The organism is Devosia nitrariae (assembly GCF_030160115.1).
Taxonomy (GTDB): Bacteria; Pseudomonadota; Alphaproteobacteria; order Rhizobiales; family Devosiaceae; genus Devosia; species Devosia nitrariae.
In genome coordinates this window covers 346,408-361,252 of the sequence record NZ_BSNS01000011.1, presented here as the reverse complement: position 1 = coordinate 361,252, position 14,845 = coordinate 346,408, and the positions used below count along the sequence as shown (strand labels likewise).

Sequence of the window (14,845 nt, the reverse complement as noted above, 5' to 3'; positions counted from 1 at the left end):
GATGGTAATAGGCTGATAATATTATAACTAATAGGGGCAGAGGAAGAGGATGCAGCAGTCTGTCCAGCCGGCCGCGGCGGCCAAGACCTTCGGGCCGCGCCAGAGCCTGTCGCTCGATGGCGTGTGGCGCTTCCGCCACGAGGACGGTCCCTGGCGCGAGGCGCATGTGCCCTCACCCTGGCAGGCGGAATTCTCCGACCTTGTCGATACTTTCGGACGCGCGGTCTACCAGCGGCGCTTCACCTTGCCCCCGGGCTGGAACGGACGCGAACTCGCGCTGCGTTTCGGGGCGGTCAGCTATTTCTGCGAAATCCTGTTCAACGGCGAAGTGCTCGGTACGCACGAAGGCGCCTTCCTGCCGTTCGAGTTCGTCCTGCCGCCAACGCTCATAAGCCAGGAGAACGAGATCGAGGTGCGCGTGACCGTGCCCTCGGCAGACCGCAGGGCCTTCCCCGACTTTCCGTTCAGCGAGGTGCCGCATGGCAAGATCAGCTGGTACGGGCGCGTCGGCGGCATCTGGCAGTCGGTCTCGCTCGAGGCGCGTGATCCGCGACGGATCGCGGACGTGCGCATCGAAGCCGGAAGCGACGGGGTCGCCAACATCACCTTCGGGGTGACCGAGCCGGCGATCGGCCTTCCTGCCCGAGTCACGATTGTCGATGCCACCGGTGACGAAGCCACCAGCAGTGAGCTCACCCTTGCCCGCAACAACAGTATTCGCCTGGCGCTCGAGGATGCACAGCTCTGGTCACCGGACGAGCCCAACCTCTATACGACGGTGATCGAGCTCGGCCCGGAGGGCGAGGCGACGGACGTGGTGCGGCAGACCTTAGGCTTCCGCACCATCGAGACCCGCGACGGCAAGGTGCTGCTCAACGGGCAGCCCATCTATCTGCGCGGCGCGCTCGACCAGGACTACTATCCGGACGGACTCTGCACACCCCCATCGCTGGAATTTCTCGAGGACCAGGCGAGGAAGGCAAAGGAGCTGGGGCTCAACCTCCTGCGCTGCCACATCAAGGTGCCGGATCCGCGCTATTACGATGTCGCCGATCGTTTTGGCCTCTTGGTGTGGACGGAAATCCCAAACGTTGCGAGCTTCACCACCCGGTCGGCTGAGCGCATGCGCGAGACCATGGCAGGCATCGTCAAGCGCGACCGCAACCACCCCTCGATCATCGCGTGGACGATCATCAACGAGGATTGGGGCACGCGGCTCCTCGAGAACGCCGAGCACCGCTCCTGGCTCAAGGACACGTACGATTGGCTTAAGGCCGAGGACCGGACGCGGCTCGTCGTCGACAACTCAGCGTGCTTTCCCAACTTCCACGTCAAGACCGACCTCAACGACTACCATTACTACCGCTCGGTGCCCGAGCGCCGGCAGGAGTGGGACGAGATCACCGCCCAGTTCGCCGCCGGGGCCGACTGGACGTTCTCGAACCTGGGCGATGCCGAAAGGCGCGGCGACGAGCCGCTGATCGTCTCCGAGTTCGGGGTATGGGGCCTGCCCGATCCCGGCAAGCTCCGCCGTGAGGACGGCAGCGAGCCCGATTGGTTCGAGACCGGCGCGCTCTGGGGCGACGGCGTTGCGCTTCCCCATGGCATCGAGCAGCGCTTCGCCGCCCTCGACCTCGCGCGCACCTTCGGCACGTTCGAGAGCTTCATCGAGCAGGTCCAGTGGTACCAGTTCATGAACCTGCGCTACGAGATCGAGACGATGCGCGCCCATGAGAGCATCATGGGCTACGTCATCACCGAACTCACCGACGTCCATTGGGAGGCCAACGGCCTCATGGACATCGAGCGCAACCCCCGCGTCTTCCACGACGTGTTCGGGCAGATCAACGCCGACATGGTCATCGTACCGCGCCCGGCACGCTACGCCGGGTATTCGGGCCAAACCTTGCCCTTCTCTCTCAAGATCGCCACCGGTGGCGCGAGCATACCGGCCGGCGCGACGCTCCGCTGGAGCGGGGACGCCGAGGGCTGGTGCCCGGCACCAGCCGCGGGGCCGGTGCAGACGGTCGATCTGGGGTCTGTCGAGATCGCACTGCCGACTGCGGCGCAGAGTTTCATGGCGCATATCGATTTTGTGGTGGAGGTCGGCGGCCGGGAGCTTGCCCGCAACAGCTGCGATATCGCCGTCTATGCGATGCGCAGGGCCGAGGGCCTGCCGACGATCGCCTGCGCGGACGAGACGCTGGCCGCCTTCGCTGAAGGGCTCGGCTACCGGGTCGTACCGGGCGGCGAGGCCGATATCGTTCTCTGCCATGCGGTCGACGGCACCGATGTCGAGGCGATCAAGGCCGGCGCGCGCTACCTCATCCTCGCTGACGGGACGGTCACCACCAACCATAACCTGCGCACCGACATGCCGGACGGCGAGGCGCCACACCGCAATATCGTGCTCGACGGGCGCAAGATGCGCCCGGCCCTTGACCAGCACTTGCCCGGGATCAGCCTTGCCGAGCGCGACGGCACCATCTGGCGCGGCGACTGGATCGCCGGCTTCAGCTGGCTACGCCGCGAGGGGCCGTTCGCTGCGATCCCCGGCGGGCCGATCTTCGACCTGTCGTTTTCGGACGTGGTGCCACACCACCTGCTAACGGGCTTTCGTCCGTGGGAATTCGGCTCGAACGTCCATGCCGGCATCGTCGTCGGCTGGGTGCACAAGCCGGCTGCCATTATCGGGGAAAAGCGCGTCGGGCGCGGCGGCGTGGTCGCGACCACCTTCCGGCTCGTTGGCGAAGCACCGGGTGCCGATCCGGTAGCGGCGGCCCTATTCGACGCGCTGGTGGCGGCAACACGGGAATTGCCGGTGGACGCCGGCTGAGAGAGCGGCCGGCCCAAAGCAGGCGCAGATCTGCGGCCGGATCGTACGAACGGAGTTGGCTTAAGGGAGGAACCGAATGGCCGACATCAGACTGGCAAATGTCTCCAAGCGCTTCGGCGCGGTGACCGTGCTCGAGAACGTCTCGATGGAGATCGAGAGCGGCGAGTTCATCGTCTTCCTCGGGCCGTCCGGATGCGGAAAATCGACGCTTCTGCGCATGATTGCCGGGCTCGAGGCCGTCGATGGCGGGCAAATCCATATCGGCGACCAGCGGGTCGATCACCTGCCGCCCAGCCAGCGCGGCGTCGCCATGGTCTTCCAGAACTATGCGCTCTATCCGCACATGACCGTCACGCAGAACATGTCGTTCGGGCTGCGGAACATCGGCATGCCGGCCCAGGAGATCGCCCAGCGGGTGGCAGACGCGGCGCGCATCCTCGAGATCGAGCAGCTGATGGACCGACGCCCGGCCCAGCTTTCGGGCGGGCAGCGCCAGCGTGTCGCCATCGGCCGGGCGATCGTGCGCGAGCCCAAGGCATTCCTGCTCGATGAGCCACTCTCCAATCTCGACGCGGGCCTGCGTGTGCGTACACGCGTCGAGCTCGCACATCTTCACCAGCGCCTGCGCACCACGATGATCTTCGTCACCCACGACCAGATCGAGGCGATGACGCTCGCCGACCGGATCGTGGTCATGAACAACCGCAAGGTCGAGCAGATCGGGACGCCCATGGACGTCTATTCGCGCCCGGCCTCGCGGTTCGTGGCGGCCTTCGTCGGCTCACCCTCGATGAACTTCCTGCCGGTCGCAGGCATCACCGACGTCGGTGGCCGGGCGCGCGTCGAGCTTGCGGGCGCCGCTGCCATCCAGACGGGCATACCGACCCGCGAGCTGCCTGCCGGAAACGGCCTCACCTTCGGGGTGCGTCCGGAAGCGGTGCGCGTCGCGATCGAAGGCAAAGGAATGCTTGAGGGGACCACCGACATCGTCGAACGGCTGGGGGACCGTACGCTCGCGCATGTGCGGCTCGCCGACGGGACCGTTCTCGTCGCTGAGGACGCAGGCAAGAGCACGCTGCAGGCGGGCATGCCCGTATCGCTCACCGTCGATGGCACGGCCACGCACCTTTTCGATGTCAATGAGGCTGCCTACCACGCCGCAGCTTGAGGGCGGCCCCAAGAGTTCAGACGGAGCGTCAGTCACTGCTCAATGCGGGGCTCCGTCGACGGCAGGCCAAGCCTGGCGATCGTTGCATGGAGCGCAAAAAAACCCGATGGGAGGAATTCCAATGATGCATACCCTACGCAAGCTGGCCCTGGCTTCCAGCGCGTTCGTCGCGCTTGCGACCGGCGCCTATGCCCAACAGACCGTCGTCTGGTGGGACTTCCTGGCCGGCGGCGACGGCGTCCGCATGAAGGCGCTGATCGACCAGTTCAATGAGGAGCACCAGGGCGAGATCCAGATCGAAGGCACGACTCTGGAATGGGGCACCCCGTTCTACACCAAGCTGCAAACGTCGTCGGCCATCGGGGAAGGTCCCGATATCGCGACCTACCACTTGAGCCGCATTCCGCTTGCCGTCGACAGCGGCACGCTCAGTGAGATCACCGACGAGGATATGGCGGGCGCCGGCATTTCGGACGACGACTTCACGCAAGCGGCGGTCGCCGCGGCCAAAGTGGACGACGTGCGCTACGCCGTACCGTTCGACCAGCACGGGCTGATCCTGTTCTACAACAAGGAGATGCTCGGAGAAGCTGGCATGCTCGATGACAACGGACTGCCGACCGGGCTCGACGGCATGGAGAACTTCGAGGCGGCGCTGGCCCAGTTCACCGCGGACGGCAAGTACGGCCTGTCGATGCCGACCGGCGACCGCTACCGCGCGGTCTACAGCTTCTTCGGCCAGCAGGGCGGCACCATGTTCGACGAGGCGGCGGGCGGCTTCTTCCCCACCGACGAGGACCTCGCCAAGCTCACCACCGCAACCGAGACGATGAAGCGCTGGGTGGACAATGGCTGGACGCCGGCACAGATCGAAAGTCCGGCTGCCCTTGCCCTCTTCACTTCGGGCCAGGCCGCCTTCTTCATCATGGGCAATTGGGAAGTGCCGACCTTCACCGACCTCGCCGCCAAGGGCGAGATCTTCGAGTGGGGCGCAGTCGAGCTGCCGGTGCTGTTCGACACCAAGGCCGCCTGGTCAGATTCACATGCCTTCGTCATCCCAGCCAATGCCGGCAAGGAAGCTGATCCCGAAAAGCGCGCCGCGGTGATGCAGGTGATCGCCTGGATGGACCAGAACTCGCTCGACTGGGCGGGCGCCGGCCACATTCCGGCCTTCAACGCCGTGCGCGAAAGCGAGGAATTCAAGACCATGAAGCCGCAGTCGGACTATGCTGGCTTTGCCGACACAGCTGTGTTCGACCCGCGCACGATCCTCGCAGGACCGGCGACGCCGCTCGGCGATGCGTGGAGCAACTACATCAATCCGGCTACGACCGGTGAGATCGAGCCGGCCGACGCCGCCATGCAGATGCGCGACGACCTCAACAGCCAGCTGTAGCGACGACACGACCGGCGCCCATCGCGGGCGCCGGCCTCCACGTTTGCAGGAGGTGACGACATGCTCCGGGACAGAAGACGGGAATACCTGACGGCGTTCATCCTGGTGGGGCCGTTTGTGCTGATCTACGGGGTGCTGTTCGTATGGCCCACGATCCAGATGGTGATGCTGAGCTTCACCAAGGCGCCGCTGATCGGCGCGGGCGACTGGGTCGGCTGGGACAATTACGTTAAGATCCTCACCCATAGGCTCTTCCACACCGCCTCCTGGAACACGGCCTATTTCGTGCTCCTCACCGTCATCCCCAACACCCTCATCTCGCTTCTCATCGCCATGGCGGTGAACCGGCTCAACGGCTGGTTGCAGGGCCTCGTGTTAGCCTGCTTCTTCCTGCCCTACATCCTGCCGGTGTCGGTGGTGTTCCTCACCTGGAACTGGATCATCGACGTGCAGTACGGGCTCGTGCAGGGCGTAGTAAGGCTCTTCAACGGCGGCGAGCCGGCGTCGCTGACGCGCACGATCCCGCTGTTCATGCCGACCGTGGCGTTCGTCACCATCTGGTGGACGATGGGGTTCAATATCCTGTTGTTCCTCGCCGGCCTCAGGACCATTTCACCCGAGATCTACGAGGCGGCGCAACTCGACAGTGCCGGCCGCTGGCGCCAGTTCACCCGCATCACCTGGCCATTGATCTGGCCGGTCACGGCGCTGGTGCTGACCATCCAGCTGATCGCGCAGCTCAAGATCTTCGACCAAGTGTACCTGTTCTCGATCGGCGGGCGGCAGGACGCGACGATCGTCCTCGTCCAATACATCTACAAACTGGCCTTCCAGCAGAACAAGGGCGGCGAGGCGGCGACAGCCGCAGTGCTGCTCTTCGCCATGATCATCATCCTCAGCGTGCTGCAATACCAGTTGCTCAGATCACGAGGTGAGAAATGAGCGCGGATGCCATTCCCAGCAGCCAGGCCATGACCGCCGAGCCGAGCCGGCGCGACCGCTCGCTCGATCTCGTCGGCATCGTGCTCAGCATTGTCACGCTCGTCGCGGCGCTGGCCTCGTTCTTTCCGATCTATTGGGCGATCATCACCTCGATCAAACCGGACGGCGAGGTGATTTCGGGCAGCAATACGCTGTGGCCCAACCGGATCACATTCGACAGCTACATCCACATCTGGAACAACACCAACATCGCCATCTGGTACGTGAATTCGATGGTGACCTCGCTGATCATCACGGCCGCGGTCATCGTCAGTTCGGCCGGCTGCGCCTATGCCTTGAGCCAGCTCGACTTTCCGGGGCGGCGGCTGATCTACATGCTGATCCTCGCCTGCTTCATGGTGCCGATGCAGGCGCTGATCGTGAACCATTTCGTGCTGATGGCGCAGTTCAAGCTCTTGAACACCTGGGCCGGCATCATCCTGCCGCAGCTGATCGTGCCGGTGGTGATCATCGTCTACAAGCAGTTCTTCGATTCCGTGCCCAAGGAATTCCGCGAGGCGGCGATGATGGACGCGGCCGGACACTTCAAGATCCTGTTCCGCGTCTACCTGCCTATGAACTGGGGGGTGACGGCGGCGCTGGCCATCATCACCTTCATCGGGGCATGGAACGCGTTCCTCTGGCCGTTCCTGGCCGCAACCGGCGAAGCGACGATGACGGTTCCGGTCGGCATCACCCAGGTCAAGGACGCCTATGGCATCGTCTACGGCAAGCTGATGGCGTCGGCCGTGGTGGCGGGGCTGCCGGTCGCCATCGTCTACCTGATCTTCCAGCGCCGGGTGACGCAGGCGATCATGCTCTCGGCGGGGGTCAAGGGGTAGCGGGATCCCTAACCGCTCTCGCGCAGGTAGAGCCGCCAGGGCACCAGGAAACGGCGGGGTGCCGCGTTGGGGCGGCGCTCGATCATGTCGATGAGGTGATCCGTCTCCTCGGTCAGCGACACGTTGAACGGGCCGATCGTCGTCAGCCGCGGATTGGAGAAGGCCCCCTCCTCCGCATTGCCGCACCCGATGACGGCGATGTCGCCCGGCACGGCAAGACCGGCGCGCTGGAACTCGTGGACCATGGCGACTGCGGAAAAATCCGATTCGACCAGTACCAAGGTTGGCCGGGGCGTCAGGGCGAGGATGTCGCGCGCCACCTCCACCCCGGTCGAGCGGCTGTGTCCACCGCCGAGGATTGTGGGCGGATCGAGGCGATCGGCGTGCTCGGCAGCGAACGCCCTGACAAGATCTACACGCGCGCTCGGCGTAGGGTCCGAGGGGTTGGCCACGTAAGCGATGTGGCGGTGGCCCTGGTCTACGACATGCTGGAGCGCCTGCCTAAGCGCGCCGACGCGGTCATGGGCGACTACGGAGACGTCTTCGATACGGGCCGTCGGATGCAACACCAGGCAAGGCCGGTTCGCCCGGATCAGCGGGGCAAAGAGCTCACGGATCACCTCCTCGGAAAACGGTTCGGCATCGGCGATGACGCCGTCGGCCAGGCCCGCCTCCACCTCCTGGAGCACACGGCGCCACGTCCCGGCCGATTTCCCCGTGGTCACCACAGTGGTGTAGCCGCGTTTCTGGGCGGCACGGTAGATGTCCTGGGCCATCTTGTCGGCGAAGGGAATGCCCAGCTGCGGCAACAGCACGCAGATGCGCTCCGTGCGTTGGCGCCGCAGGTGGCGGGCGGTCTTGTTCTGCACGTAGCCGAGGGAAGCGATCGCCTCGCTGATGCGCTCGCGCGCTTCGGGACCGACGCGCTTCAAGAGATCCGTGCGGCCGCTGAGGAAGTAGGATACGGCGGCGGTCGAGACCCCGGCGGCGCGCGCGACGTCCGCCATGGTAGGCGCGCGCTCGCTTGTCGTCTCGATATCCGCCATACGGTCTTTGCTATCCTTGTGCTGCAGGTTGTCCGGCCGGCGCGATGTCCGGGGCCGGCTCGCCGGCGGCCACCATGCGCTGAACCAGCCTTTCGCACAATTGCGCGCGTATGTCCGCATGCCCGGGCGAGGCCACGAGGTCATCGAGCTCGGACGGATCGTTCTCGAGGTCATAGAGATGGGCTTCGACATAGCTTGTGCCCGCCATGTCGTCCCAGCCATTGGCCTCGGGTGCAACGACTTCGTATTTCCAGCGGCGCGTGCGCAATGCGCGCCCGACATGGTCTTCGCTCACCTGGATGAAGACGTCGTCCATCTCCTCGGCATCGCCGCCCGACCGGGACAGCACCGAGCGGCCCTGCATGACCGGCGGCACGGGCAGGCCCGCCGCCTGCAGCAGCGTCGGCGGCAGGTCGATGATGCTCGTCAGCCCCTCGAATGCGCCATTGCCGTTGAAACCCGGCCCGTGCAACAGGGTCGGCACGCGGATCGAGGCTTCGTGGCACGAGCGCTTGTATTCGCGGTTACGCGTCTTGAAGTGGCAGCCGTGGTCGGAGGTGAAGAGGATGATGGTGTTGTCAAGGAGCTTGAGGCTGTGGAGGGCGTCGACAAGCCGGCCGAAGGCTTCATCGAGGCGTGCGATCATGCCCATATAGCCGGCAAAATGCGCCTCCGACGTCCCGCCCAGGGCCTCGAGATCGCGCGGCAGCTTGAGCTTTTTGGACAAACGTTCCTCGTAGCCCAGAGGTGCGGGATAGTCGTCGGTCTGGTTCTGGTGGTGTGGCTCGAGGAAGGAGAGGAACAGGAAGAACGGATTGTCGCGCTCGCGGTCGAGATAGCGGATGGCGGCGTCAGTCAAAGCGTCGACGCGATAGCCGGGCAGCCGAACGGCCTCCTCGTCTTCATTATAGACGACCGTGTCGTAAGCATAGGAGGTGAACTCGAGAACGTTGGCCGCGAGCCAGTTCTCGTACCCCCCGCGCTGCTCACGCGGCACGGGATCCCGCGAGGCAAGGTGCCACTTGCCCATATAGGCGGTCTCGTAGCCGGCATCCTTGAAATGGTGGGCGAGCGTACGCTCATCCTGCGGCAGGGGAATGGCGTTGCGGTAGCAGCCTGTCGTCGTCGGGTAGCGCCCGGTCTGCAGGATCGCACGCGCCGGGGCGCATACGGGCTGGCAGGTGAAGGAGTTCCTGACGAACGTCCCTTCCTGCGCCAGCCGGTCGAAATTGGGCGTCAGGTCCATGGGATTGCCATGGGCGCCGACCGTGTCCCAGCGCTGCTGGTCGGTGAAGAAAACGATGACGTTGGGATTGTCGGACATGGTCGAGGGCCTCAGGTAATGGTCATTTCATGCCGCTCATCATCACGCTGCGGATGAAGTAGCGCTGGGTCACAAGAAAGAGCAGGAAACTCGGGACGAAGAGAATCACCCCGCCGGTCGCCGTTAGATTCCATTGGGTGAAGAATTCCTGATTGAAAAGAGTAAGGCCCGTGGTGATGGGACGCATCTCGGTGGTCGAAACGACGATCAGCGGCCAGAGGAACTCGTTGAACTGGAAGACGAAGGTTAAGAGGGCCAGTGTCGCGAGGGCCGGCTTGATCTGCGGCAGGACGATGCGCCAGTAGATAATGAGGTCGTTGGCCCCGTCGATACGGGCGGCATCGATCAGGTCGTTCGGGATCGGCAGGATGAACTGACGCATCAAAAAGATGCCGTAGGCGCTCATGGCGAAGGGCATGATGAGGCCCTGATAGGTGTTGAGCATGCCCATCTGCGCGGTGAGGATATAGAGCGGGATCATGCGGATGAAGAACGGGATCATCAGCGTCGACAGCAGGCCGGCGAACATGACGCCCTTGCCGGGGAAGTTCATCTTGGCAAAGACGTAGCCGATCAGCGGGTCGAAGATGAGGTGGAGCGCGGTGATGCCTCCGGCGATGATGAACGAATTGAGGATGAAGCGGGCAAAGGGTGCGCGCTGCCAAATGTCGACGTAGTTCGAGAACTGCAGCGTCTCGGGGATAACGATCGGTATTCCGCTATAGATGTCGGCGTCCGACTGGAGCGAGAGCGAGATCATATAGACGAACGGGAAGACGGCGAGCAGCACGGCCGCCGCCAGCACGGCATAAACAACGACCGACGTGACCGGTCCTTTCCTTTCGGCAAGATTGGCCATCAGTACACCACCTCCCGGTTGAGCACCTTGAACTGGATAAAGGTGACGATGAGAATGACGATGAACATCATGAACGAGAGCGCCGAGGCATAGCCGATATCGAGCCTCTCGAACGCGGTCTCGAAGACGTGCATGCTGAAGAGGCGGGTGGCGTTTGCCGGTCCACCGCCGGTCAGGAGGTAAGGGGCGGCGATCTCCTGAAGCTGGCTGATCATGCTGATGACGGCAAGAAAGAGTGTCGTGGGGGCCAAGAGCGGCAGGGTGATCCTCAGGAACATCTGGTGCGGCTTGGCGCCGTCGATGCTTGCCGCCTCATAGAGCTGGGCCGGGATACCCTGGATGGCGGCGATATAGATCAGCATCGCATAGCCGACGTCCTTCCAGACCGAGATCAGGATCATGGTCCAGAGCGCGGTCGATGGAGTGCCGAGCCAGTTCTGCGTCGGCAGGCCCAGCGCGACCAGGGCGGAGTTGAGAATGCCCGTATAGGGATCGAGCAGGCTCTTCCACATCAGCGCGACGATGACAAAGGAGATGATGTAGGGAAAGAAGATGACAGCTCGAACCGCGGTATTGGCGCGCACGGGTCCGGAAAGGACTGAGGCGAGCCCCAATCCGACTGCCAAGGTCAGTGCCGTGGTCCCGACGGCATAGACGAGGGTGATGAGAAACGAGCGCTGCACCATCGCATCCGAGAGCGCTGTGGTGTAGTTGGCGAAGCCGGCGAACTGAGCGTTACCGATCAGCGGCTGGCCGCGAAACAGGCTCGCCCAGAACTCGATGACGATGGGATAGAAGAAATAGAGCGCAAAGTAGGCGATGCCCGGCAACAGGAGGGCATAGGCCAACAACGCCTGGCGCTGGCGCCATGTGGTGGACCGCAGCATTCGGCTTCCTCAGATATCAAGTACATCGCTCCGAGCGCGGTGCGATTTGATGAAATCAAATCGCGCGCTCCTCACCTTTTGTTGTCGCGGGATGTTTCGCGAAAAACCGGTACTCACTTTTTCGCATCCCGCTCTGGAGCGGCTGCGCCGGCCATGGGAGGTGGGCCGGCGCAGCGCCGGCTCATTCCGCGAGCATGCGGTTGGCCTCCTGCGCGTAGCGCGACAGGACGTCCTGGGCCGGCTGGTCGTTGTAGATGATTTCGTCGACCGCGGCCTCGAGAAGCTCCCCGACTTGCGCGCTCTTGCCGGTCAGGCGGATCTCGGCCGTGATGTCGCGCGCGTAGGAAAGACACGCCCCGAACTTGCCAAGGATTTCGTCGGCCTGAACGTCCGGATGTTCTGCCCAGGATTTGCGCGGCATGGTCATGCCGTTGGCGAGGGAAGCTTCAAGCTCTGCCTCGAGAGAGACGAAGCGCCTGAGGAGCTCCCAGGCCATATCCTTGTTTTTGGCCGCGGCCGGGATCATCAGGCTGACGCCGCCGGCCTGGGTCGCCTGCGTCTTGTTCGTCAGCGAGGGAGCGATCGCCCAGTTGAGATCGGGATTGCCGGTCTGGATAGGCGTGACATCCCAGGGGCCGGTGATGATCATGGCAGCGCGGCCGGCAGTGAAGAGCTTTTGCGGCCCTTCATAGTCGGCACCGGCGACTGGGAGCGGCGCGGCCTTGTCGTCGTGAATGAGGTCGGAAACGAACTGCAGCGCCTCGGCCGCCTCCGGGCTGTCGAAGCCGACGGTATTGGTCTCGGGATCGTAGAACTCGGCGCCGTTCTGGAAGAGCCAGGGCCAGTAATAGCTGGTGACCGGGTTAGGCGCGAAACCGAAGCGACCGTTGGTCGAGGTCGCCATCGCCACCTCGCGGAATTCCTCCCAGGTGGTCGGCGGCGCATCGAACCCGGCCTCGGCCAGGAGATCGGTGTTGTAGACGAGGGTCGCGCAGGTCAGGTGAATCTGGACGCCGTAATAGGAGTCATCGAGCATGTTGCGGCTGACGGAGAAGTCCTGCCAGTCTTCGGGATAACCCATCTCGGAGCCGTCGGCTTCGATATAGGCATCCAACCGCTCGAGCAGCCCCTGCTGAGCGAACTCCTGCACCCAGCCGCCGGGTTCGGCGACAAGGTCGGGGGTGTTGCCGACAGCGAAATCGGCGACGAGCTTGGTGCGCATATCGGGCCACTGGAAGCGCTCCCACTGCACGGTCCAGCCGGGATTATCCGCTTCGAACTCAGCGATGACCTTTGCATAGGCGTCATAGGCGTGACCGGCATTCCAGTAGACGGTCAGGCTCTCTGCGTGCGCTGTGCCGGCCATCAGCAGCGCCGTGGTTGCGGCCAAGCCGAGGCCATGCAGGAAACGTCTGGGCATTCTCTCCTCCTCCGAATGAAGTGCCATGCGGGCCAGATGGTCCCGCGCGAGCTGCCGCATTCCTCCAACGCAGCAGCCTTGTTAATCGATTAACTAAGGATCGCCGGCCTGTCAATCGACGACCTGTCGCTGTGGGTTTGGCGCCGGCGCTACCTAGCCGGACCGGAAGTACCGCGGACGATCAGGGTACCCATCAGCCCGATGCGTTGGGCAGGAAGATCATTGAGGGGTTCAGAGTGCCCAAGGCGGGCCAGGAGAAGCCTCACGGCTGCGATGCCCATCTCGCGGAACGGCATTCGGACAGTGGTCAGCGGCGGCGAGGTCTGCGTTGCAATCGGATAGTCGGCGTAGCCGACAACCGAGACGTCTTCGGGCACGCGAATGCGCATGCGCAGCAATTGGGTGAGAACGGTGACGGCCACGTAGTCGTTACCGCAGAAATAGGCCGTCGGGTGGAAACCCGTCGCCTCCATCCGGGCAAGCGCCTGCCGGAAATTGCCAGGTGCGTTGTCGGCGGGAAAGCTGATCTCGCGCAGTTCTGTCTCCTCCTGCGCGGCAAGCCCTTCGCGGAAGTGTTCCAGCCGGTTGACGCGGCCGGGATAGCCGAGCTGACCATGCACATAAACGAAACGGCGATGGCCCTCCCCCAGAAGGTATTCGGCGACGGCCGTCGCTCCTTCCTCGTCGGTGCCGCCGACCTGATCCATGGGCTCGAGGGGCGGGAGTGCGCCGCCGATACGCACGCAGGGCACACCGGATTTGCGCACCGTTGTCAGCATCGCGTCGTCGTGCGGGCCGATGAGAATGAGCCCGCTCGTCTGCCCGGCGATCTGCCGGACGGTCTCGGTATCGCTCGTCCAGCGCACGGCTGTCTCGACGCCAAGCCGCGCGCCTTCGATCTGCGCGCCGGTCTGCACCTCGACCCAGAGCTCGCGGTGGGCGACGTCCGGATCGTGGTAGATGATCTCGATACTGACCGACGAGCGGCGCCGGGCCCGGGGCTCATAGCCTAGCCGCGCCGCTGTCTCGACCACAGAGGCGCGGGTTTCTTCACTGACGCCTGAACTGCCGCTGAGGGCCCGCGAGACGGCAAACTTGGAGATGCCCAGCTGATCTGCAATGAACTGGACCGTTACGCGTGCCATCCCCTACCTTGCAGTTTCCGGCCGCGAAGAATGTCGCGACTCCTCCTATCGGGCGGCGCCCGACAGGTGCTCGAGCGCCTCGATCAAAGCCGAATGATCCTTGTCCCCGAGCCCGATGGCAAGTGCCGCGTTCATCAGCTGCTGGGTCATGGCGGTGTTCGGCAGCGCCAGTTCCAGCGCTTTGGCCGCATCGGTGGCCAACGTCAAGTCCTTGCGGTGCAGGCGGATACGGAAACCGGGGTCGAATGTGCGGTCGATCATGCGCTGGCCGTGGAGCTCGAGGATGCGCGATGAGGCAAAGCCGCCCATCAGCGCCTCACGAACCCTGGCGGGATCGGCGCCGGCAACCTTGGCAAAGAGCAGCGCCTCGGACACCGCCTCGATGGTCAAGCCGACGATGATCTGGTTGGCGACCTTGGCCGTCTGGCCGTCGCCGACCGCGCCGACGTGGGTGATATTCTTGCCCATGGCCTCGAAAAGCGGACGGGCGCGGGAGAAATCGGCTTCCGATCCGCCGACCATGATGGTGAGGGCAGCATTCTTGGCCCCGACTTCGCCACCCGACACCGGCGCGTCGACATAACCGATGTCCTTGCGGCGCAGGCGCTCGGCGAACTGCTTGGTGGCGACAGGAGAGATCGAGCTCATGTCGATGACGAGCTTGCCGGCACTGAGACCCTCCTCCAGTCCGTCCTGCCCGAAGAGCACTGCCTCGACATCAGGGGTGTCGGGCAGCATGAGGATGACGATGTCCGATTTCTCGGCCACCTCGCGCGCGCTCGAACAGGCGATGCCGCCCTGGTCGACGAGGTGCTGGCTGATCGGCTTGACGCGGTGGAGATGGAGGGTCTGGCCTGCCTCGATCAGATGCGCCGCCATCGGCCGCCCCATGACGCCAAGCCCAATGAAACCGATCATGATGTCCTCCTGATTGACTTGAA

General features: G+C 64.1%; 12 protein-coding genes. 5 read left to right on the top strand and 7 right to left on the bottom strand.

The genetic code is table 11. The features are described 5' to 3' along the window. Positions 1-49: 49 nt before the first annotated feature. The 5 genes from QQK18_RS12245 to QQK18_RS12225 all read left to right on the top strand — a co-directional run bounded on the left by QQK18_RS12245 (position 50) and on the right by QQK18_RS12225 (position 7,223). Positions 50-2,836, top strand: a complete 2,787-nt coding sequence (locus QQK18_RS12245) for a glycoside hydrolase family 2 protein (protein WP_284340621.1) — start codon at positions 50-52, stop codon at positions 2,834-2,836. 76 nt (positions 2,837-2,912) lie between these two features. Further along, complete coding sequence (locus QQK18_RS12240; protein WP_284340620.1) at positions 2,913-4,004, top strand: ABC transporter ATP-binding protein; 1,092 nt, start codon at positions 2,913-2,915, stop codon at positions 4,002-4,004. A 121-nt stretch (positions 4,005-4,125) separates the two neighbouring features. Beyond that, the gene (locus tag QQK18_RS12235; RefSeq protein WP_284340619.1) at positions 4,126-5,400 is read left to right on the top strand and encodes an extracellular solute-binding protein; all 1,275 of its coding nucleotides are present in this window, start codon (positions 4,126-4,128) and stop codon (positions 5,398-5,400) included. A 60-nt stretch (positions 5,401-5,460) separates the two neighbouring features. After that, positions 5,461-6,342 carry a carbohydrate ABC transporter permease gene (locus tag QQK18_RS12230; protein ID WP_284340618.1) on the top strand — a complete coding sequence of 294 codons (882 nt, stop codon included), beginning with the start codon at positions 5,461-5,463 and terminating at the stop codon, positions 6,340-6,342. A gap of 29 nt (positions 6,343-6,371) precedes the next feature. Beyond that, the gene (locus QQK18_RS12225) at positions 6,372-7,223 is read left to right on the top strand and encodes a carbohydrate ABC transporter permease (RefSeq protein WP_284341031.1); all 852 of its coding nucleotides are present in this window, start codon (positions 6,372-6,374) and stop codon (positions 7,221-7,223) included. 8 nt (positions 7,224-7,231) lie between these two features. Here the strand turns inward: QQK18_RS12225 and QQK18_RS12220 are convergent, their stop codons facing one another. The 7 genes from QQK18_RS12220 to QQK18_RS12190 all read right to left on the bottom strand — a co-directional run bounded on the left by QQK18_RS12220 (position 7,232) and on the right by QQK18_RS12190 (position 14,825). Beyond that, entirely contained in the window at positions 7,232-8,269 is a 1,038-nt protein-coding gene (locus QQK18_RS12220; RefSeq protein WP_284340617.1) for a LacI family DNA-binding transcriptional regulator, read from the bottom strand. 10 nt (positions 8,270-8,279) lie between these two features. Next, complete coding sequence (locus QQK18_RS12215; RefSeq protein ID WP_284340616.1) at positions 8,280-9,593, bottom strand: sulfatase family protein; 1,314 nt, start codon at positions 9,591-9,593, stop codon at positions 8,280-8,282. Positions 9,594-9,615: 22 nt separating this feature from the next. Further along, positions 9,616-10,452: a carbohydrate ABC transporter permease gene (locus tag QQK18_RS12210; protein WP_284340615.1), complete on the bottom strand. Its 837-nt coding sequence runs from the start codon at positions 10,450-10,452 to the stop codon at positions 9,616-9,618. Then, a complete protein-coding gene (locus tag QQK18_RS12205; RefSeq protein WP_284340614.1) occupies positions 10,452-11,339 on the bottom strand; it encodes a carbohydrate ABC transporter permease in 888 nt (295 codons plus the stop codon). Before QQK18_RS12205 ends, QQK18_RS12210 begins: the two co-directional genes overlap by 1 nt. Before the next feature lie 181 nt (positions 11,340-11,520). Further along, complete coding sequence (locus QQK18_RS12200) at positions 11,521-12,759, bottom strand: sugar ABC transporter substrate-binding protein (RefSeq protein WP_284340613.1); 1,239 nt, start codon at positions 12,757-12,759, stop codon at positions 11,521-11,523. Between the two features lie 149 nt (positions 12,760-12,908). Then, positions 12,909-13,904 carry a LacI family DNA-binding transcriptional regulator gene (locus QQK18_RS12195; protein WP_284340612.1) on the bottom strand — a complete coding sequence of 332 codons (996 nt, stop codon included), beginning with the start codon at positions 13,902-13,904 and terminating at the stop codon, positions 12,909-12,911. A 45-nt stretch (positions 13,905-13,949) separates the two neighbouring features. Next, positions 13,950-14,825: a 2-hydroxy-3-oxopropionate reductase gene (locus tag QQK18_RS12190; protein ID WP_284341030.1), complete on the bottom strand. Its 876-nt coding sequence runs from the start codon at positions 14,823-14,825 to the stop codon at positions 13,950-13,952. Between the last annotated feature and the right edge of the window lie 20 nt (positions 14,826-14,845).